Raw genomic sequence first — 20,548 nt, forward strand, 5'->3', positions numbered from 1 at the left:
GGCCAGGCCCGCATTGCTCAGCGTGTGTCGCTGTCCGCCGAGGTCGGCGCCACAGCGGCGCGGCCGGCTTCGAGGCGGGCGATCGGGATGCGGTACGGGGAGCAGGAGACGTAGTCCAGCCCGGCCTCGGCGAAGAAGGCGATCGACGCCGGGTCGCCGCCGTGCTCACCGCAGACACCGATGACCAGGTCGGGGTTGCCGCTGCGTCCCTCGGCGACGGCGATCCGGACCAAACGGCCCACACCCACGACATCCACCGACTCGAACGGCGAGACCGCGAAGATCCCGGCGTCGAAGTAGCGCGGGAAGATCGATGCCTCCACGTCGTCGCGGCTGAACGCCCAGGTCAGCTGGGTGAGATCGTTGGTGCCGAACGAGAAGAAGTCGGCGGACCGGGCGATCTGCTCGGCACCCAGCGCCGCCCTCGGCACCTCGATCATCGCGCCGATCCGGGTCGGGACCGTGCGGCCGGTTCGGGTCGCCACCTCGGCGAGGACACCTTCGATCTCCTGCCGCACCAGGTGCAGCTCAGCTTCGCCGGCCACCAACGGCACCATGATCTCCGGGAGCACCGTCTTGCCCTCGCCCGTCACGATGACGGCCGCCTCGGCGATCGCCCTGGCCTGCATTTCGAACAGCCCCGGGATGACGATGCCCAGCCGGACACCGCGCAGTCCCAGCATCGGGTTGCTCTCGTGCATCCGCTGGACCGCCGGCAGCAGGCGCTCCGCGTCGACGTCGGGCGTGCCGGTGGCTCGGCCGACGGCCGCCCGCACCGACAGGTCGGTCAGGTCGGGCAGGAACTCGTGCAGCGGCGGATCGATCAGGCGCACGGTCACCGGCAGACCGGCCATCGCCCGGAAGATCCCGACGAAGTCGTCGCGCTGGAGCCGCAGCAGTTCCTCGAGCACCGTCTGCTGGTCCGGGGCACCTTCGGCGAGCACCAGCCGCTCGACGAGCCTGCGACGCTCACCGAGGAACATGTGCTCTGTCCGGCACAGCCCGATGCCGCCCGCGCCGAACTGCCGGGCGCGCTCGGCGTCCGCGGGAGTGTCGGCATTCGCGTGGACGCCGAGCCTGCGACGGACATCCGCGTGCCGCAGCAGCCGGTCGACCGCACGCACCAGGTCGTCCGCCTCGGCGAGGCTGAGACGGCCCTCGAAGTACTCCACGATCGGAGAGGCCACCACAGGAACCTCACCGCGGTAGACGACGCCCGTCGTCCCGTCCAGTGAGAGCACGTCGCCTTCCTCGACGACGGCACCCTCGGCCGTGACAGCGCGACGCGCCACCGGGTCCACGGACAGGCTGTCCACGCCGCAGACACAGGTCTTGCCCATTCCTCGAGCGACGACCGCGGCGTGGGAGGTCTTGCCACCTCGAGTGGTGAGGATCCCCACCGCTGCCAGCATGCCGGGCAGGTCGTCGGGGTTCGTCTCCCGGCGGACGAGAACGACGTGCCGGCCGTCGGCGGCGAACCGCTGTGCCGCCTCGGAGTCGAAGGCCGCGACTCCTACCGCGGCACCCGGCGAGGCGGGCACACCGTGGGCCAACTCCGGTACGCCGTGCCGCTCGCCGAACCGTGGGAACATCAACTGTCCGAGCTGGGCGCCGCTGACGCGCAACAATGCCTCGTCGAGGGTAATGAGGCCCTCATCGACCAACTGGACCGCGATCCGGAACGCCGCCCCGGCGGTACGTTTGCCGACCCGCGTCTGCAGCATCCACAGCCGGCCACGCTCGATCGTGAACTCGATGTCACACAAGTCGCGGTAGTGCCGTTCCAAGGTGGTCATCGCGGTCACCAGTCCGGCATAACTCACCGGATCGATGTCGGCGAGCCGCGCCAACGGAACGGTGTTGCGGACCCCGGCGACGACGTCCTCGCCCTGAGCGTCCTGGAGGTAGTCTCCGTAGACCCCGGTCGCACCCGACGCCGGGTCGCGCGTGAAGGCGACACCGGTGCCGCTGTCCGGACCGCGGTTGCCGAAGACCATCGCCATCACGTTGACCGCTGTGCCGAGGTCGTCCGGGATGTGCTCCTGGCGCCGGTACAAGCGAGCCCGAGGCGTCGACCACGAGCGGAAGACGGCACGGACCGCGAGGTCGAGCTGCTCCGCCGGATCCTGCGGGAAGGGCCGGCCTGCGTGGTCGGCGATCACCTGCTTCAGCGCCGTACAGGCACGTTCGATCGCCGGGGCCGGCAGCTCCTCAGGAGTCCCGACGCCCCACTCGGCGTACTCCGTGGACACGGCCGCCTGCAGCAGGTCGTCCGGGACGTCGAGAACGGTACGCGCGTACATCTGCAGCAGCCGCCGGTAGGAGTCCCACGCGAAGTGCTCGTCGCCCGAGTGCTTCGCCAGCCCGTGGACCGACTCGTCGGTCAGCCCGATGTCGAGGATGGTTTCCATCATCCCGGGCATCGAGAACTTCCCACCCGAGCGGACCGAGATCAGCAGCGGGTCCGCCGGGTCACCCAGCCGGCGACCCATCACCTGTTCGAGCCGGCCGAGGTGCGCCGTGATCTCGCCGGCCAGCCCGGCCGGCAGGTCTCCGGTCTCCAGATAGGCACGGCACCCCGTGGTCCCGATCGTGAATCCCGGCGGAACCGGGAGCCCCAGCCGGGTCATCTCCGCGAGATTGGCGCCCTTCCCACCGAGTAGCTCTTTCTGGTCCATGCTCCCTTCGGCGAAGTCGAAGACGTAGCGACCGGTCGTCGGCATTGTGGTCATGTGTATGCCACCTCCCTCTCCCACGGTCCTGTCCCTCGCGCCGCGGGCACAGGGCCGAAGGTCCCGTTCGAGGACCAGTCCGCTGCGGTCGCCGTGAGTGGTTAGGGTGCAGGCATGGGGAGCAGCGTCTACATCGCGTCGGTGGAGGGGTCCACCGGAAAGTCCACGGTCGCCCTCGGAGTGCTTCAGCAACTGTCGCGCCGGGTCGAACGGGTGGCTGTGTTCCGTCCCATCGTTCGTCCGGACACGGCGACGTACGGTGGTCGGGACTACGTACTGGACCTCCTGACCGCCCACGAGGCGGTCCAGTCGGCGTACGGCGAGAGCCTCGGCGTCACGTACGACGAGGTGCATGCGGACCCCGACGCCGCGCTCGACGCGATCGTGCAGCGCTACCACGAGATCGCCGACCACGTCGACGCCGTACTCGTCGTCGGCAGCGACTACACCGATGTGGGGACTCCGACAGAGTTCTCCTTCAACGCCAAGATCGCCGCCAACCTGGGCACACCGGTCGTCCTCGTCCTCAACGGGTTCCAGCGCAGCCCGCATGAGGTTCGGATGATCGCCGACATGGCTGTCGGGGAACTGCGCGGCAACCACGGTTCGCTGGCCGCGGTGGTCGCCAACCGCGTCACCCCCCACCACCTCGCTGACACCGTCGCGGTACTGGTAGGCGCCGGTGCACCGGCGTTCGCCCTGCCGGAGGAGCCGCTCCTCACTCAGCCCACGGTCGCGGACCTGATGGTCCCGGTCGAAGGCCGTCTGCTGAGGGGTGATCCCGCCCTGCTGACGCGAGAGGTCACCGGCCTCGTCGTCGCCGGGATGACGATGCCGAACGTGCTCGACAGGCTGTTCGACGGCGCAGCGGTGGTGACTGCGGCAGATCGGCCGGAGGTGGTCCTCGGGGTGCTGGTCGCGCACGCGTCGCTCAACTTCCCGCAGATCTCCGCGGTCGTCCTCAATGGCGGCTTCACGCTGCCGGCGCAGGTCCAGCGGCTGCTCGACGGGGTCGGGGTGACACTGCCCATCCTCGAGACCACTCTCGACACGCAGGCCACGTCGGCGGCACTGACCGCCGTCCGCGGCAGGCTCACGAAGGACTCGCCGCGCAAGGTGGACGCGGCGTTGTCCCTGTTCGAGCAGAACGTCGACGGCGAGGCCCTCCTCGATCAACTGGAGGTCGCGCGCAGCAACGCGGTGACGCCGCTGATGTTCGAGCACCAGCTGATCGACGAAGCAGTTGCCCACCGCAAGCACATCGTCCTGCCCGAAGGCGAGGAGGAGCGGATCCTGCGGGCCGCGGACGTCCTGCTCCGCCGTGGAGTGGCCGACCTGACCCTGCTCGGGAATCCGGTGGTGATCAGCGCGAAGGCCGCCGCACTCGGCGCCGACGTGGCGGCCGCCCGGATCGTCGACCCCGAGCACGACCATCTCGCCGAGCGGCTCGCGGACGAGCTGCACCGGCTCCGGAAGCATCGCGGGATCGACCTGGACCGAGCCCGCGAGCTGGTCAGAGACGTCTCGTACTTCGGCACGATGATGGTCCAGCTCGGCCTCGCCGACGGCATGGTGTCCGGCGCGGCGCACACCACCGCCCACACCATCCGGCCCGCGCTCGAGATCGTCAAGACCGTGCCCGGGGTCTCCGTCGTCTCCTCGGTGTTCTTCATGTGCCTGCAGAACCAGGTCCTGGTGTACGGCGACTGTGCGGTCAACCCGGATCCCACCGCCGAGCAGCTCGCGGACATCGCGATCTCCTCGGCCGCGACAGCGGTTGCCTTCGGCATCGAACCGCGGGTCGCGATGCTGTCCTACTCGACCGGGACCTCCGGTTCGGGGACCGACGTCGAAAAGGTGTCGAAGGCAACGATGATCATCCGCGAACGAGCACCGGAGCTGCCGGTCGAGGGACCGATTCAGTACGACGCCGCGATCGACAGCGCGGTGGCGAGGACGAAGCTGCCCGGCTCGCCGGTGGCGGGCCGGGCGACCGTGTTCATCTTCCCCGACCTCAATACCGGCAACAACACCTACAAGGCGGTGCAGCGCTCGGCGAACGCCGTCGCGGTCGGGCCGGTCCTGCAAGGTCTGCGCCGACCCGTCAACGATCTGTCGCGCGGAGCGACCGTACGAGACATCATCAACACCGTCGCGATCACCGCCGTCCAGGCCGCCGGGAGCCGCACGCAATGAGCGACCACGTCCTGGTGATCAACGCCGGCTCCTCGTCGCTCAAGTACAGCGTGGTCGACGCCCGCACCGGTGAAGCGGCGGCCGCCGGCCTGGTAGAGCGCATCGGGGAAGGCGAGGGCCGCCACGTCCATCGCGGCCCGGCCGGCGAGACCGAGACGACGCGGTCGATACTCACCCACGAGGATGCGCTGCGCGCGGCGATCGATACCTTCGACAAGCACGGGCCATCACTCGCCGACCTCGACCTCAGGGCGGTGGGCCACCGCGTAGTCCACGGAGGCTCCCGGTTCTCGGCTTCGGCGCCGATCGACGACGCACTGCTCGCCGAAGTGACCGGGCTGGTACCGCTCGCCCCGCTGCACAACCCGGCGAACCTGGAGGGAATCCGGGTCGCCCGCCGGCTCTTCCCCGACCTGCCACAGGTCGCCGTGTTCGACACCGCGTTCCATCAAACGCTCCCTCCGCACGCCTACACCTACGCGGTGCCGCTGACCTGGCTGGAGGACCACGGGGTCCGCCGCTACGGCTTCCACGGAACATCGCACGCGTTCGTCTCCCACGAGACCGCTCGACTGCTCGGACGTGATCCGGCCGAGACGAACGTCATCGTGCTGCACCTCGGCAACGGGTGCTCGGCCTCGGCCGTTCTGGGCGGCCGGTCGGTGGAGACCTCGATGGGCCTGACTCCGCTGGAGGGACTCGTGATGGGGACCCGCTCCGGCGACGTGGACCCCGCGATCCCGGCCTACCTGGCGCGGGAACTGGGCATGTCCGTGGACGAGATCGACCGTGCGCTCAACTCGGCATCGGGACTGAAAGGCCTGGCCGGCGAGAACGACTTCCGTGAACTGTCGCGACTGCGCGCACGGGGTGACGAGCACGCCAGTCTCGCCTTCGACGTCTACTGCCACCGGATCCGCAAGTACGTCGGCGCCTACTACGCCGTCCTGGGGACAGTCCACGCCGTCGTCTTCACCGCCGGTGTGGGTGAACACTCGGCCGAGGTCCGGGCTGCGTCTCTGGCCGGTCTGGAACGCCTCGGGATCGCCATCGACAGCAACCGGAACAACGCAGCGTTCTCCGGAGCGCACCGCATCTCCACCGATGCCGGCGAGGTCGCGGTGTTCGTGGTCCCCACCAACGAGGAGTGGCAGATCGCGCGCGAGACCCTCGGCGTCGTACGTCACGGTTCGGGGGCGTGACTGATGGCTCTGATGAACGGCGACGATCTGCCCGCCGCTTGGCCGGGCAGTTCCGCCACTGGTGACGACCGGTTAGCTTTGGGTATGTGAGTGAGGCCCCGAGCGATCGCTGGGACGAGAGCGCGCTGGAGTTCGCCGGGCTGTCCCGGGTCCGGCTCGACGCCCTCCTGCAGGAGCTTCTCGGCCGCGTCGACGAGATCATGGACTCGCAGGAGCGGTTGCGTGCGCTGCTGGACGCCGTCGTCGTCATCGGCGCCGACCTCGACCTCACGAGCACGCTGGACCGGATCATCACCTCGGCCTGTGAGCTCGTCGGCGCCCGCTACGGCGCGCTGGGCGTGGTCGGACCGGACGGCAAGCGGCTGAGCCGGTTCATCACCCACGGTGTCACCGCCGAAGAGATCGCGGCGATCGGGCCACTACCCGAGGGACACGGCCTGCTGGGCGCGCTGATCGATCACCCCGCATCGCTCCGCCTGCGCGACCTGTCCGAACACCCCCGATCGTTCGGCTTCCCCGCGAACCACCCGCCGATGAAGAGCTTTCTCGGTCTGCCGGTGCGCACCCGGGACCACGTCTTCGGCAACTTCTACCTCACCGAGAAGGCCGACGGTGCGGACTTCACCGAGGACGACGAGCGCGCCCTGACCGCGCTGGCCGCGGCGGCGGGAGTCGTGATCGACAACGCCCGCCTCTACGCCGACACCGAACGCAGGCGACGCTGGCACGAGGTGACCGCGGAGATCACCCAGCTCATGCTCGGTGACTACGACCCGAACGATGCCTTGCGACTGATCGCCCGCCGGGCCAGAGAGGTGTCCGGTTCCCTGGTCGGGGCGGTTCTGCTCGTGCTCGACGACGTACTCGTCATCGAGGCCGTCGACGGCCCGGCGGCGTTCCAGCCGTACACCGGACGGCAGATCCCGGCCGATCTTCCGGTGCTGGGCGACATCATGCGCGGTGATCAGCAGGTGGTGATCGAGAACGCCGCCCAACTCGTGAAGGAACACGGCATACTCACCGAGGTCCCGGAGGTCGAGATGCTCGGGCGCACTATCATCGCGCCACTTCCATCCGGCAGCCTCAGTACGGGCGGGCTCCTGATCGTCGCCGCCAGCCAGAGCGCGACCCTCTCCGTGACGGTGGGGACGGATCTGCTCCGGATGTTCGCCAACCAGGCGACGCTCGCTCTCGAGCGCGCTCAAGCACAACGCGATCGGTCGACGATCGCCGTCCTGGAGGACCGGGATCGGATCGCCCGGGACCTGCACGACCTCGTCATCCAGCGGCTGTTCGCGACCGGCCTGCAACTGCAGGGAATGCACAAGGTGGCACGGCCGGACGTCCGGGAACGGATCGGCCGGGCCGTCGCCGACATCGACGCCACCATCACGGATCTGCGCGCCGCCATCTTCGAGCTCCATCATCGCCCCGACGACATCTCTTTGCGCGCGGATGTCAGTGCGCTGGTCGCAGAGTACGCCGAGCCGCTGGGCTTCCGGCCCGCGCTGACCTGCACCGGGCCGCTCGACACCGCCGTACCCGCCGCTGTCCGTCCGCAGATCCTCGCCGCGATCAGGGAGTCGCTGTCGAACGTGGTACGCCACGCACGGGCAACGCACGTTACCGTCGAGGTGATCGTCACCGGCCAGGAGGTCGTCGCCCGGGTTGCCGATGACGGCGTCGGTCTGCCTCCTGATGCCCATCAGACCGGCCTGCGCGACCTTCGCGAGCGGGCCGCCGCACTCGGTGGCGCCGTCCACATCGGTCTCAATGAGCCGACCGGCACCGTGGTGGAGCTGCGCACCCCGTTGAACTGATCACGTCTCGCCGGGCCCCGACGATCGCTTGCTCCGAGTCCCAGTGGAGTCAGGGACTTTCGGCCCTACTGCGGCGCTCTCCGCCAGATGATCGTTGGTTTGTCCACCGCAGGGAGGCCCCCATGAGCACGCAGCAGTTCGATCACTCGCGTCTGCAGATCGTCAGCCGGGCAGATTGCCTGGAGCTGCTCGAGTCGGTCCCGCTCGGGCGGCTGGTCTACACCTACGGCGGTCTCCCCGCCGTCCGGCTGGTGAACTTCGTGCTGGACGACGACACGATCGTGTTCAGCACCGCGACCGGCGACAAGTTCCGGGCCGCGGAGCGGGGTGACGTGGTCGCCTTCGAGGCCGATGACGTGGACCTCGAGCGTCACCTCGGCTGGACCGTGACCGCCATCGGGCACTTGTCCGTGGTTTCCCCGGAGGAGACCGCCGAGCTCCGCCAGACCGTGCCGTTGCATTCGTGGCTGCCGATGGACGATCCACAGCTGGTCCGGCTCGGAATCGAATCCGTCCACGGGCGGCGCCTGGTTCCCTGGGGGCAGCGTCCTCGGGCCGCGAGCTCACACCAGCAGTGATATTTTCGAGTACCTTGGACCCGTGGCTGAGGGCTCACGGTCAGGGAGTGGAAGCTGGGACGAAGGAGCGCTGGAGTTCGCAGGCTTGTCCCGGGTGCGTCTTGATGCCCTCCTGCAGGAGGTCCTCGGCCGCGTCGACGAGGTCATGGACACCCAGGAGCGCCTGCGCGCCCTCCTCGACGCGGTCGTCGGCATCGGCGCCGACCTCGACTTGAACAGCACCCTGGACCGCATCGTGAGCGCCGCCTGCGAACTGGCCGGTGCCCAGTACGGCGCTCTCGGTGTCGTCGGCCCGGACGGCAAGCGGCTCGTCCGCTTCATCACCCACGGTGTCACCGACGAGCAGATCGCCGCGATCGGCCCGTACCCCGAGGGTCACGGCATCCTGGGTCTGCTGATCGAGCACCCCGAACCGATCCGCATGCACGATCTCGCCGAGGACCCGCGCTCGTACGGCTTCCCGGCGAACCACCCACCGATGAAGAGCTTCCTCGGTGTTCCGATCCAGACCCGCGAGCACGCCTTCGGCAACCTGTACCTGACCGAGAAGACCGGCGGCGCCGACTTCACCGAGGACGACGAACGCACGGTGACCGCACTCGCCGCTGCCGCCGGGGTCGTGATCGACAACGCCCGGCTGTACGCCGATACCGAGCAGCGCCGGCGCTGGCACGAGGTCACCGCCGAGATCACGCAGCTGATGCTCGGCGAGTTCGAACCCGGGCAAGCACTCCAACTGATCGCACAGCGATCCCGCGAACTGTCCGGGGCACTCGTGGCAGCGGTGCTGCTCATCGAGGACTCCGACCTCGTCGTGCGGGCAGTCGACGGACCACCGCAGTTCGAGCGCTTCCTCGGCCGCCATGTCCCGGCCGACCTTCCGGTGGTCGGCCACGCGATCACCGGGCACGCCCAGGTGGTGATCGAGGATCTGGCTCAGGTGCTGAAGGACACCGGCGGCCTCACCGAGTTCCCCGAGGCGGCCGACCTCGCGCGGACGACGACGGTGCCGCTGCCGGCCGGCGGCACCGGCACCGGCGGTCTGCTCGTGGTCGCCATGGAACACGGGTCCACCACGCGAGTGTCCGAGGGCACGGACCTGATCCGGATGTTCGCCGGCCAGGCCACCTTGGCCCTGGAACGCGCCCAGGCGCAGCACGACCGCGACGTGCTCGCGGTGCTCGAGGATCGCGACCGGATCGCCCGGGATCTGCACGATCTGGTGATCCAGCGGCTCTTCGCCACCGGGCTGCAACTCCAGGGCATGCATCGGCTTGCCCGCCCCGAAGATCAGCATCGACTCAGCCGGGCGGTCGAGGACATCGACACGACCATCCACGATCTTCGGGCCGCGATCTTCCAGCTTCAGCAGACACCGGAATCCAGTTCGCTGCGCGGCGACGTTCAGGCGCTCGTCGCGGAGTACGCCGAACCACTCGGATTCCGGCCCCAGCTGATCTGCACCGGCCCGATCGACACCGTCGTACCGGATCCCGTCCGCCCGCAGATCCTCGCCACCGTCCGGGAGACGCTGTCCAATGTCGTCCGGCACGCCCAGGCCTCCCACGCGACGGTCGAGATAGCGGTCGGCTCAGGTGAGGTGATGGCCCGGATCTCCGACGACGGCGTCGGCATCGGGACCAGCGATCGCAGAAGCGGGCTGCGCAACCTCGCCGAGCGCGCTCAGGCCCTCGGCGGAAGCGTCCAGCTCACCGGCAACGAGCCGCACGGCACGGTGGTGGAGTTCAGGGCGCCGATCGGCGACTGACCGACTGCCGAAGGGCCTCCCGAATCGGGACTCTTGCCCGCAGCGCCACCCTCCTCCCTGGCGCGAAGCTGAGGTATCACCAGTGGGAGGAGCCACCGATGTCGGACCAGCACTTGCCGGCGGAGCACGTCGACAGCCTGCTCGCAGCGGCCATCGCCGCGCCCAGCATGCACAACACCCAGCCGTGGCGGTTCGAGGTGAACGGTCACGTCATCGACCTCTTCCTCGACGGCTCACGCACCCTGCCCGCCGAGGACCCCACTGGCCGGGCGATGCGGATCGCGGCCGGTGCCGCGACCTTCAACCTGCGCTGCGCGGCCGCCGCACTCGGCTACGGCACCTGGTTCGGCCTCGCGCCGTACCCGGAAGAACCCGACCTGCTGGCCCGCATCGTCATCGAACCCACGAGCGCCCAGGACGACGACCTTCGCAACCTCGCCGAGCAGATTCCGCGCCGACACACCGACCGGCGCCCATCCGATCCGACGCCGTTGGCCGAGAAGATCCGCGTCGGTCTGCTGCGGGCGGCGTTCGCCGAGGGTGCCGAGCTGACGTGGCTCGGCGAACCTGAGATCCGCGCCGTGCTCGACCTGGTGCTCGACACCGACCTGCGTGAGATCAGGGACTGGCATCGCCGCGCCGAACGCGCCCACTGGGTCGGCGGTGAGCGCACCACCGAAGGAGTGCCGAGCTCGGCGCTCGGACCACGATCCGCCAGCTACCCGGCGGCCGTTCGGGACCTGGCCACCCGGCCGACCGACCGGGCCCGCGATCAGGGCACCTTCGAGGCCAACCCGGATCTCGCCATCCTGTCCACCGACTTCGACGAGCCCGCAGACCAGGTCACCGCCGGCGCCGCGCTCGAACGTGTCCTGCTGACCGCGACCCGAGAGGGCGTCAGCGCGTCGTTCCTCAACCAGCCGCTCGAGTTCGAGGACCTGCGCCGCAAGGTGCAGCGCCTCACCCAGCGGCCGGGGCACGCCCACATGATCATCCGCTTCAGTCGCAGCCATCCCGGCGTCGGAACTGCCCGCCGGCCGATCGCCGACTTCCGAACCACCAAGGAGCAGCCATGACCACCACCCTGCAACAGGAGATCGACCGCTGGGAGGCCGACCTCGAGACCATCGCGGCGAACAGTGCCTCGGACAGCTGGTTCCTGGAGGAACGCCGCTTCGCCGAAGCGCAGCACACGATCATGGCCTTCCGCGGCCACATCCTGCCCCTCGTCGCGCACCAGCAGCCACAGGACGCGGTCGTCTCGCACGAGATCGAGCACCTCGTCGACCGCCTCGAAGACCTCCGCAACGACCTCTACCGAACCGTCCACCCGCCCACCTCCCACGAGGAGATCGCCGAGACAGTGGCTGCACTGCGCGCCCTCTCCCGAACCGCTCTGCGGGACGGGCGATCACTCGAAGACGTGCGATGACCAGTCTCACCTTCCTCGGCGCCGCCGGGACGGTGACCGGCAGCAAGTTCCTGGTCGAGCAGGACGAGCAGCGGATCCTGATCGACTGCGGCCTGTTCCAGGGCGACGCCCGCTGGCGCCGGCGCAACTGGGATCCGTTCCCGGTGAACCCGGCATCACTGTCCGCCGTCGTCCTCACCCACGCGCACCTGGACCACTGCGGCTACCTGCCCAGCCTGGTTCGCCAGGGCTTCCACGGCCCGGTGATCTGCACCCCGGGTACAGCGGAGGTTGCAGCGATCGTGCTGCGCGACGCCGCGCATCTCCAAGTGGAGGACGCGGAGCACGCCCGCGAGGGTGGGTACTCGCGTCACGATCCGCCGCTGCCCTTGTTCGACACCGCCGATGCCGAGCGGGCCATCGGCCAGTTCCGGCCGTCCGTCGGTCAGGCCGAGTTGCCCGGCGGCGCCACGGTCACGCTCCATCGCGCCGGCCACATCCTCGGCTCGGCCTTCGCCGTCCTCGAGCAGGACGACCGCCGCCTGCTGGTCAGCGGCGATCTCGGCCGTCAGGAGCATCCGCTGCTCCTGCCACCCGAACTTCCGCCGGCCGTCGACACCATCCTGGTCGAGTCCACGTACGGCGATCGCCGCCATCAGCCGCTCGACCACGCCCGGCTGGCCCGGCTGATCAGCGCGACGGCCGCTCGCGGCGGTGTCGTCCTGATGCCCGCGTTCGCCATCGACCGGACCGCGGTCCTGCTGCACGAGCTCACTGGTCTGGCTCACGATCGCCTGATCCCCAAGCTGCCCGTGTACGTGAACAGCCCGATGGCCCTGGCCGCGCTGAACGTCTATCGCGCGGCTGTCGACGCCAAGTCACCCGAGCTCCGGCCAGAGGTCGTCGGTGGCCCGGACCCCTTCGATCCCGGCGACCTGCGCCTGGTTCACTCGGTGGAGGAATCCATCCGGATCAGCGATCCCGGCCGTCCGTCGATTGTCATCTCGGCGTCCGGCATGGCCACCGGCGGCCGGGTCCTGTACCACCTGGCCCGACTGCTACCGAGCGCCCGGAACACCGTCGTACTCCCGGGCTTCCAGGTTCCCGGCACCCGTGGCCGGGCGCTGCTCGACGGCGCCCGCTCGGTCAAGATCCACGGCCGCTACGTCCCGGTCCGCGCACAGGTAGTCGGCCTGCCGGAGTTCTCCGCGCACGCCGACTCCGACGAGCTGATCGGGTGGCTTTCCGCAACGCCTCGGGCACCGGAGGTCGTCCACGTCGTGCACGGTGAGGACCACGCCCGCGCCGAACTCGTCCGGAGGATCCAGGACGAGCTCGACTGGACCGCGGTGGCGCCGAGCCACCTCGAGCGGATCCGGCTCTGATCACGCATCGTCCGCGCGCATGCGGCGGGCGTGCCAGTCGGGTTCGGGGTTCGCCGGTGTGAGGCGCATTCGGATGTCGACCGCGAAGGCGCCGGACGGGCCGGCGATCAGCGGGTTGATGTCGAGTTCCGCCAGCTCGGGGACCTGTTCGGCGAGCCAGGCGATGCGGTGGATGACGTCCAAAACGGCCTCCTGGTCCGCAGCTTGGGCGCCGCGGTAGCCGGCCAGCAGTGGTGCGCAGCGCAGTGAGTGCAGCGTCTCGATGGCGTCGAGGTCCGTGAGCGGTAGGCCGCGCCACTGGCGGTCGGCCAGCAGGTCGGTGAGGATGCCACCGCTACCGGCCATGAGCAGCGGCCCGAACAGACGGTCCCGCACCACGCCGATCACCAACTCGGTCCCACTCGGTGCCATCGCCTGCACCACGACCTGCGGGTCCCCGGCCGCGGCGACAACTTCGTCGTACGCCGTGGCCACCTGCACCGAGTTCGCCAACCCAACCCGCACACCGCCGATATCGGTCTTGTGCAGGACGCCGGGCGCAGCAGTCTTCAGTGCGACCGGATACCCCGCCGACTCCGCCGCCCGGATCGCCTCGGAACGAGTCGACGCGGCGAGGACCGGGATCGCCGGAACCCCGGCGCACTGCAGAAGCTGGCCGGCCTGCAACGGCCCCATCCAGCCACCGTCCGGGCTCTGCTCGAGGAACCACCGCACGACGGCTCGCGCTCCAACACCATCGACCCGCGCCAGCTCCGGTACGACGCCCTGCGGCCGCGACCGCCACTCGGCGTACTGAACGGCATGGGCCAACGCGCGCACGGCGCTCTCCGGGAACGGGAACACCGGCAAGCGACGGCCGTCCGCAAGCGCGACCTCCGGCGCGGCGTGAGTCGCACCGACGCAGTTCACGACGATCGGCACCTCGGCCTGGGTCGCGGTCCTGGCGACAGCGTCGTAGATGTCCTCGACCCGGCCGGCGCGCGTCGCGGCATAGCAGACCAGCACGATGTCGACCTCGCCGCTCTCGACGATGACCTTCAAGGCTCGGGCCAGGCTCTTCGGAGACGCGGCCGCGCCGAGGTCGACAGGGTTGCCGCTGCCCACCGCACCGACCGCCGCCAGCTCACCCTGAACAGCCGAGCTCAGCTCCGGCAGTTCGAGACCGAGCCGGCCGGCCGCGTCAGCGGCGAGCACTCCCGCACCACCCGCGTTGCCGACGACGGCGAGCCGACGGCCACGAGGCAACGGCCGGACGCTCAGCACCCGGGCCGTCTCCACCAGTTCCTCGACGGTGTCCATCCGCAGTACGCCGGACTGCGCGAACAGGGCGTCCACAGCGGTCTCAGGAGTCGACGCCGCGGCAGTGTGCGAGGCGCCGGCCCGCCGGCCACCCGCCGAACGACCGCCCTTCACGACGAGAATCGGCTTCGTCCGGCCGACCAGGCGGGCCAGCCCGCCGAACTTGCGCGGGTTCCCGAACGACTCCAGGTACAGCCCGATCACCGCGGTCCGCGGGTCGCCCCACCAGTGCAGCAGCAGATCGTTGCCGCTGACATCGACTTTGTTGCCGAGGGAGACGAACTCGGAGATGCCCAGCCCGGTCCGGGCCGCCTGATCGAGCACCGCGATGCCGACGGCACCGGACTGCGCCGCGATCGCCAGCGTTCCGCGCGTGGGCGAGACCTCGGCGAAGGTCGCGTTCAGATTGATCGCCGGGTCGGTGTTCACCAGCCCGAGGCAGTTCGGGCCGATCAGCCGGATGCTGTTCCGGCGGGCGACCTCGAGGATCTCCCGCTGCGCCTCGTGCCCGGCAGCCCCGAGCTCGGAGAAGCCCGAGGTCAGCACAACTGCTCCCCCCACGCCCTTGGCGCCACACTCGGTCAGGACCTGCCGGACCTGCTCGGCCGGGACCGCGATGATCGCGAGATCGACCTCACCGGGCACGTCCGCGACCGACGGGTACGACGGCAGGTCCGCGACCCGGTCCGCGTGCGGATTGACGGCGTACACGGGTCCGGTGAAGTTGCCCTTGACAAGGTTCCGCAGGACCTCGTGGCCGATCCCGCCAGGGTTCCGGCCGGCGCCGATCACGGCCACCGCGCGGGGCGAGAACAGCCGGTGCAGCGAACGGTCTTCAGCCGCCCGCTCGCGGTCGGCCATCCGTTCCAGCGTCGAGGGCCGGTACGCCGTATCCAGCACCAGCTCGACCACACCGCTGTCGAGCCTGCGGACCTGTTCGAAACCGGAGTCGGCGAACACGCGCAGCATGCCCGCGTTCTCGGCCAGGGTGTCGGCGCGCAGCCGCTGGATCCCGTTCTCCCGGGCCATCGCTGCGAGCTGCTCGAGGAGAAGGGTGCCGATCCCCCGGCCGTGCACCGAATCCTCCAGCAGGAAGGCCATCTCGGCCTCACCCGCGCGCAGCGGTTCGTAACTCGCCACGCCCACCAGTTGGCCGCCGTACTCGGCCACCACCGCGACATGCCCGTCGTCGTGGACTGTCGCCAAGTGGTGCGTGTGCTGGTCGGCGTTGGATCGGCTGATCCCGAAGAATCGCAGGTAGATCGACCGGTCCGACACCCGCCGGTTCATCGCCTCCAGCGCCGGCTCGTCGTCCTCCCGGAGCGGACGGATCCGCACGACCGAACCGTCCGAGGCGAGCACATCCCAACCCGCGCCGGACCGCCCACCCACTTGCTCGACCGCCGTCATGGCGTCTCCTTCCGACACCCCACCAGCTCACCGCGGCGAAGCCTGCAAAGGCCAGTGCCGATGGGTCCCACGACGGCGGGACCTTCGACTCTGGGTGAGCACTGCCCGCTGCCGCGACGCTGGGAGCCATGGATGAGCTCATCGGTAAGCCCCTGTCCGCCGACGAGGTGGCCGACCTCGACGCCTATTGGCGAGCGGCCAACTATCTGTCCGCCGGCCAGATCTACCTCCTCGGCAACCCCCTGCTCACCGAACCGCTGCGGCCCGAGCACATCAAGCCACGCCTGCTCGGTCACTGGGGTACGACGCCTGGACTGAACATGCTCTACACGCACCTCAACCGGGTGATCCGACGGCGCGACCTGAGCATGATGTACGTCATCGGTCCGGGACATGGCGGGCCGGCCATCGCGGCGAATACGTGGCTCGAAGGCAGCTACAGCCACACCTACCCGGACGTGTCCCGGGACGCCGACGGGATGGCGAAGCTCTTCCGTCAGTTCTCCTTCCCCGGCGGCATCCCGAGTCACGTCGCCCCCGAGCTGCCCGGCTCGATCCACGAGGGCGGCGAACTGGGCTACTCCCTGAGCCACGCGTACGGCGCCGTACTCGACAATCCGGACCTGGTCGTTGCCTGCGTCATCGGCGACGGCGAGGCCGAGACCGGCCCGCTGGCGACTTCGTGGCACTCGAACAAGTTCCTCGATCCCCGCACCGACGGCGCGGTCCTGCCGATCCTGCACCTCAACGGCTACAAGATCGCCAATCCCGCCGTACTGGCCCGGATCGGTGACGACGAACTGACCCGGCTGTTCGAGGGCTACGGCTACCAGCCGTACCTGGTCGACGGCGACGAGCCCGAGCACGTCCACCAGGCTCTGGCGCTGACCCTCGACCAGGTGCTCGACGAGATCGCCGAGATCCAGGCCGAAGCGCGCGCCCATGAGGGAACACCTCGTCGCCGCTGGCCGATGATCGTCCTCCGCACGCCCAAGGGGTGGACCGGACCGCACGAGGTCGACGGCCTGCAGGTCGAAGGGACGTGGCGGTCACATCAGGTGCCGCTGACGAACGTACGGACGTCACCGGACCACTTGCGGCTCCTCGAGCAATGGATGCGCAGCTACCGGCCGGAAGAACTGTTCGACGCCGACGGCCGGCCGGTTGCCCGGCTGCTCGCGCAAGTACCACCTGATGACCGCCGGATGGGATCCAGTCCGCACAGCAACGGCGGCCTGCTATCGCAGGACCTCGAGCTGCCGGAGCTCACGCAGTACGCAGTACCGGTCGCCGGCCCGGGCGAAACCGACCACGAGCCCACGCGGGTCCTCGGCGACTACTTGCGCGACGTGATGCGAGCCAGCCTGCCGCATCGGAACTTCCGCGTCTTCGGTCCGGACGAGACCGCCTCCAACCGGCTGGACGCCCTGTACGACGTCACCGGCAAAGCCTGGAACGCCGAGGTCCTGCCCACCGACGAGCACCTGGCGGTGGACGGCCGGGTGATGGAGATCCTCAGCGAGCACACCTGCCAGGGCTGGCTCGAGGGCTACCTGCTGACCGGCAGGCACGGCTGGTTCTCCTGCTACGAGGCGTTCGTGCACATCGTCGACTCGATGGTCAACCAGCACGCGAAGTGGCTCAAGGTCACCCGCTCGCTCCCGTGGCGGCGACCGATCCCCTCGCTCAACTACCTGCTCACCTCGCACGTCTGGCGGCAGGACCACAACGGCTTCTCCCATCAGGACCCCGGATTCATCGACCACGTGGTGAACAAGAAGGCCGAGGTGATCCGCGTCTACCTGCCGCCGGACACCAACACGCTGCTGTCGACCGCCGAGCACTGCCTGCGCAGCCATGACTACATCAACGTGATCGTCGCCGGCAAGCAGCCCCAGGCGGACTGGCTCGGCCCCGAGGACGCCGCCTTGCACTGCGCGCGCGGCCTCGGCATCTGGGACTTCGCGAGCAACGACGACGGCTCACCCGATGTGGTGATGGCGTGCGCGGGCGACGTACCGACGCTGGAGACGCTCGCCGCGGTGAGCCTGCTGCGCGAGCACCTGCCGTCGTTGAAGGTCCGGGTCGTCAACGTGGTCGACCTGATGCGCCTGCAACCGGCCAGCGAGCATCCCCACGGCTTGGCCGATGCCGACTTCGACGCGCTGTTCACGACGGACAGGCCCGTCATCTTCGCCTACCACGGGTACCCGTGGCTGATCCACCGGCTCACCTACCGGCGGACTAACCACCACAACCTCCACGTCCGTGGCTACAAGGAGGAAGGCACGACCACAACGCCGTTCGACATGGTGGTCCGCAACGACCTGGACCGCTACCACCTCGCCCTCGACGTCATCGACCGGGTCCCCGGGCTCGGTCAGCGGGCCGCCGAGATCCGCCAATGGCTCATCGACCAGCGAGCGCGACACCACGCCTACATCCTGGCCCACGGCGAGGACATGCCCGAGATCACGAACTGGCGCTGGCCAGGGACGTCGACGTGACGGCGAAGAAGGTTGTCGTCGGCATCGACGGCGAGGCCGACTCCGAGAACGCGATCCGGTGGGGTGCCGCCGAGGCCGCCGCCAGGGGGGTCGGTCTGCAGCTGGTGCACGCGTTCGTGTGGGCGGAGTTCCGGGTTCCGCTCGGACCCAGCGATATGGCGCCGGGGCTGCGCGCCGCCGGCGACAAGATCGTCGCGGAGGCGCTCGAGGTGGCGCACAGCTTCGACCCTGGTGTGCCCATCACAGCAGAGCGGGTCGATGGCTTTCCCACGCCGGTTCTGCTGGCCGCGTCCCGGGACGCCGGGTTGATCGTGATCGGCAGCCGGGCGTCCGGGCGGGTCGTCAGCCTGCTCGTCGGCTCCACCGGACTGGAGCTCGCCGCCCACGCGCACTGTCCGGTGGTCGTCGTACGCCCCAGCGACGACTCCTTGGTGGGCAGCCGGGTGGTGATCGGGTACGACGGGTCCGCGGCCGCCGACGCGGCGGTCGACTTCGGGCTCGAGTATGCGAGGCGACACGAACTCGCCGCCCGGATCGTGACGGTCCTGGCGGACGACGAGGACGACGACCACGACCTCACGGCCGCGCTCCGGGCTCACGCGGACGCGCGGACCGCTGAGGTGATCGAGGTGCCCGGTCATCCCTCAGAACTTCTGCTCGAGTGGTCCGCCGACGCACAACTCCTGGTCGTCGGGTCCCGCGGTCGCGGCGGCTTCGCCGGGCTGCTGCTCGGCTCCGTAAGCCAGACCATGCTGCACCAGGCCGCCTGCCCGGTCGCCGTCATCCCACGCGCGGCGATCGAGGGCCCTGAGGCCCGCTAGCCGAGGCCGTTCGGCACTGCCGGGGCCGTGCCCGCGACTGGTGTGCTTGGGGTGACAACAAGGAGGTCTCGATGTCCAGGAAGGTATTGGTCGCCTACGCCAGCAAGATGGGCGCGACCGCCGGCATCGCGGAGGCGATCGGCGCCGAATTGCGTGAGCACGGCCACGACGTCGACGTCCTCGACGTCGCTCAGGTCCGTACCATCGATCCGTACGGCGCTGTCGTGCTCGGCAGCGCGATCTACATCCGCCGTTGGCGGCGCGAAGCCGTCCACTTCCTGCGGGCGAACGTCGACGAGCTGCGCACGCGCCAGGTCTGGCTGTTCCACAGCGGCCCGGTCGGCCCCGACAAGGACCAGGACCAGCAGATGCCTCCCGCCGTACGCCGTCTCGCGCGCGACATCGGAGCCACTCCAGCGGTCACCTTCGCCGGCCGGCTCGAAGCCGCCACCGCCAAAGGCTTCCTCGCCCGCCGACTCGCCAAAGGCAACCTGGCCGGGGATTCCCGCGACTGGGCCAAGATCCGCGCCTGGGCCGCCGACATCAGCACCGCCATCCCCGCCGGCCGGCACTAGCCACCGGCTGCACCGGGCACTTCCTCGGCTGCTGAAGTGGCCACCTACCGCTGCTGCGGGTGGTTCTTCGAGTGTTCGATGGCGAAGACGGCTGCCTCGGTGCGGCGTTCGAGGTTGAGTTTGCGCAGCAGCGAGGAGACGTAGTTCTTGACGGTCTTCTCGGCCAGGTAGAGCGACTGGGCGATCTGGCGGTTGGTCTTGCCTTCGGCGATCTCGGCGAGGATGCGACGTTCCTGCTCGGTGAGCGCGGCGTACCTCGGGTCCTCGTCGGCGACCGGGTGGCGGAGGCGTTCCAGGACCTTCATCGTCATGGTCGGGTCGAGGAGCGATTCGCCGGCGGCGATCCGCCGTACCGCGTCGATCAGGGCGTCGCCGTGGATCTGCTTCAGCAGGTAGCCGGCCGCGCCGGCCATGATCGCGGTGAAGAGCGCCTGGTCGTCGGAGTACGACGTGAGCATCAGGCAGGCCGGCGGAGTCTCCATCGACGAACGGATCTCGCGGCAGACGGTGATGCCGTCGCCGTCGGGCAGCCGGACGTCCAGGACCGCGACATCGGGGCGTACGGCGGGGATCCGCGCGATCGCCTCCGCGGCGGTCGAGGCGTCACCGACGACGTCGATGTCCGGCTCCGCGTCGAGCAGCTGGTGCAGTCCCAGCCGGACCACCTCGTGGTCGTCGAGCAGAAACACCTTGATCGTCATCACCGTCTCCTTCGGCTTTTCACCCACCGTACGACGTGGCCCGGCACGCCCACATCAGGATCTCGTTCCCCGCGCGGTACGCGCCAGGGGCAACGGTCCTACCCCGGGCGGGACCTTCGGCGCGAACGTGCCGACCGGCCCTG

General features: G+C 69.6%; 14 protein-coding genes. 11 read left to right on the plus strand and 3 right to left on the minus strand.

Going from position 1 to position 20,548, the window contains the following annotated elements:
• Positions 1–17: 17 nt before the first annotated feature.
• The gene (gene ppdK, locus OG558_RS39355; protein WP_405067568.1) at positions 18–2,732 is read right to left on the minus strand and encodes a pyruvate, phosphate dikinase; all 2,715 of its coding nucleotides are present in this window, start codon (positions 2,730–2,732) and stop codon (positions 18–20) included.
• Positions 2,733–2,846: 114 nt separating this feature from the next.
• On the opposite strand from ppdK, the gene pta reads away from it, so the two are divergent.
• From pta to OG558_RS39395, 8 genes are all read left to right on the plus strand, one after another.
• Complete coding sequence (pta, locus tag OG558_RS39360) at positions 2,847–4,928, plus strand: phosphate acetyltransferase (protein WP_405067570.1); 2,082 nt, start codon at positions 2,847–2,849, stop codon at positions 4,926–4,928.
• Positions 4,925–6,130 carry an acetate/propionate family kinase gene (locus OG558_RS39365; RefSeq protein WP_405067571.1) on the plus strand — a complete coding sequence of 402 codons (1,206 nt, stop codon included), beginning with the start codon at positions 4,925–4,927 and terminating at the stop codon, positions 6,128–6,130. Before pta ends, OG558_RS39365 begins: the two co-directional genes overlap by 4 nt.
• An 86-nt stretch (positions 6,131–6,216) precedes the next feature.
• Positions 6,217–7,950 carry a GAF domain-containing protein gene (locus OG558_RS39370; RefSeq protein WP_405067572.1) on the plus strand — a complete coding sequence of 578 codons (1,734 nt, stop codon included), beginning with the start codon at positions 6,217–6,219 and terminating at the stop codon, positions 7,948–7,950.
• A 122-nt stretch (positions 7,951–8,072) separates the two neighbouring features.
• Complete coding sequence (locus tag OG558_RS39375) at positions 8,073–8,528, plus strand: pyridoxamine 5'-phosphate oxidase family protein (protein ID WP_405067573.1); 456 nt, start codon at positions 8,073–8,075, stop codon at positions 8,526–8,528.
• 22 nt (positions 8,529–8,550) lie between these two features.
• Positions 8,551–10,296: a GAF domain-containing protein gene (locus tag OG558_RS39380; protein ID WP_405067574.1), complete on the plus strand. Its 1,746-nt coding sequence runs from the start codon at positions 8,551–8,553 to the stop codon at positions 10,294–10,296.
• Between the two features lie 98 nt (positions 10,297–10,394).
• Entirely contained in the window at positions 10,395–11,372 is a 978-nt protein-coding gene (locus tag OG558_RS39385; protein ID WP_405067575.1) for an Acg family FMN-binding oxidoreductase, read from the plus strand.
• Entirely contained in the window at positions 11,369–11,728 is a 360-nt protein-coding gene (locus OG558_RS39390; RefSeq protein ID WP_405067576.1) for a hypothetical protein, read from the plus strand. The genes OG558_RS39385 and OG558_RS39390 overlap by 4 nt, the downstream gene beginning before the upstream one ends.
• Complete coding sequence (locus OG558_RS39395; protein ID WP_405067577.1) at positions 11,725–13,092, plus strand: MBL fold metallo-hydrolase RNA specificity domain-containing protein; 1,368 nt, start codon at positions 11,725–11,727, stop codon at positions 13,090–13,092. Before OG558_RS39390 ends, OG558_RS39395 begins: the two co-directional genes overlap by 4 nt.
• On the opposite strand, the gene OG558_RS39400 is transcribed toward OG558_RS39395, so the two are convergent.
• The gene (locus OG558_RS39400) at positions 13,093–15,801 is read right to left on the minus strand and encodes a GNAT family N-acetyltransferase (RefSeq protein ID WP_405067578.1); all 2,709 of its coding nucleotides are present in this window, start codon (positions 15,799–15,801) and stop codon (positions 13,093–13,095) included.
• A gap of 128 nt (positions 15,802–15,929) precedes the next feature.
• Between OG558_RS39400 and OG558_RS39405 the strand changes: the two genes are divergently transcribed.
• From OG558_RS39405 to OG558_RS39415, 3 genes are all read left to right on the plus strand, one after another.
• Positions 15,930–18,308 carry a phosphoketolase gene (locus OG558_RS39405; RefSeq protein WP_405067579.1) on the plus strand — a complete coding sequence of 793 codons (2,379 nt, stop codon included), beginning with the start codon at positions 15,930–15,932 and terminating at the stop codon, positions 18,306–18,308.
• The gene (locus tag OG558_RS39410) at positions 18,305–19,129 is read left to right on the plus strand and encodes a universal stress protein (RefSeq protein WP_405067580.1); all 825 of its coding nucleotides are present in this window, start codon (positions 18,305–18,307) and stop codon (positions 19,127–19,129) included. The genes OG558_RS39405 and OG558_RS39410 overlap by 4 nt, the downstream gene beginning before the upstream one ends.
• Before the next feature lie 71 nt (positions 19,130–19,200).
• A complete protein-coding gene (locus OG558_RS39415) occupies positions 19,201–19,704 on the plus strand; it encodes a flavodoxin domain-containing protein (protein ID WP_405067581.1) in 504 nt (167 codons plus the stop codon).
• Positions 19,705–19,748: 44 nt separating this feature from the next.
• Here OG558_RS39415 and OG558_RS39420 read toward each other — a convergent pair whose 3' ends face one another.
• Entirely contained in the window at positions 19,749–20,405 is a 657-nt protein-coding gene (locus tag OG558_RS39420) for a response regulator (protein WP_405067582.1), read from the minus strand.
• Positions 20,406–20,548: the final 143 nt, after the last annotated feature.

The organism is Kribbella sp. NBC_01510, from assembly GCF_045040325.1.
Lineage (GTDB): Bacteria > Actinomycetota > Actinomycetes > Propionibacteriales > Kribbellaceae > Kribbella.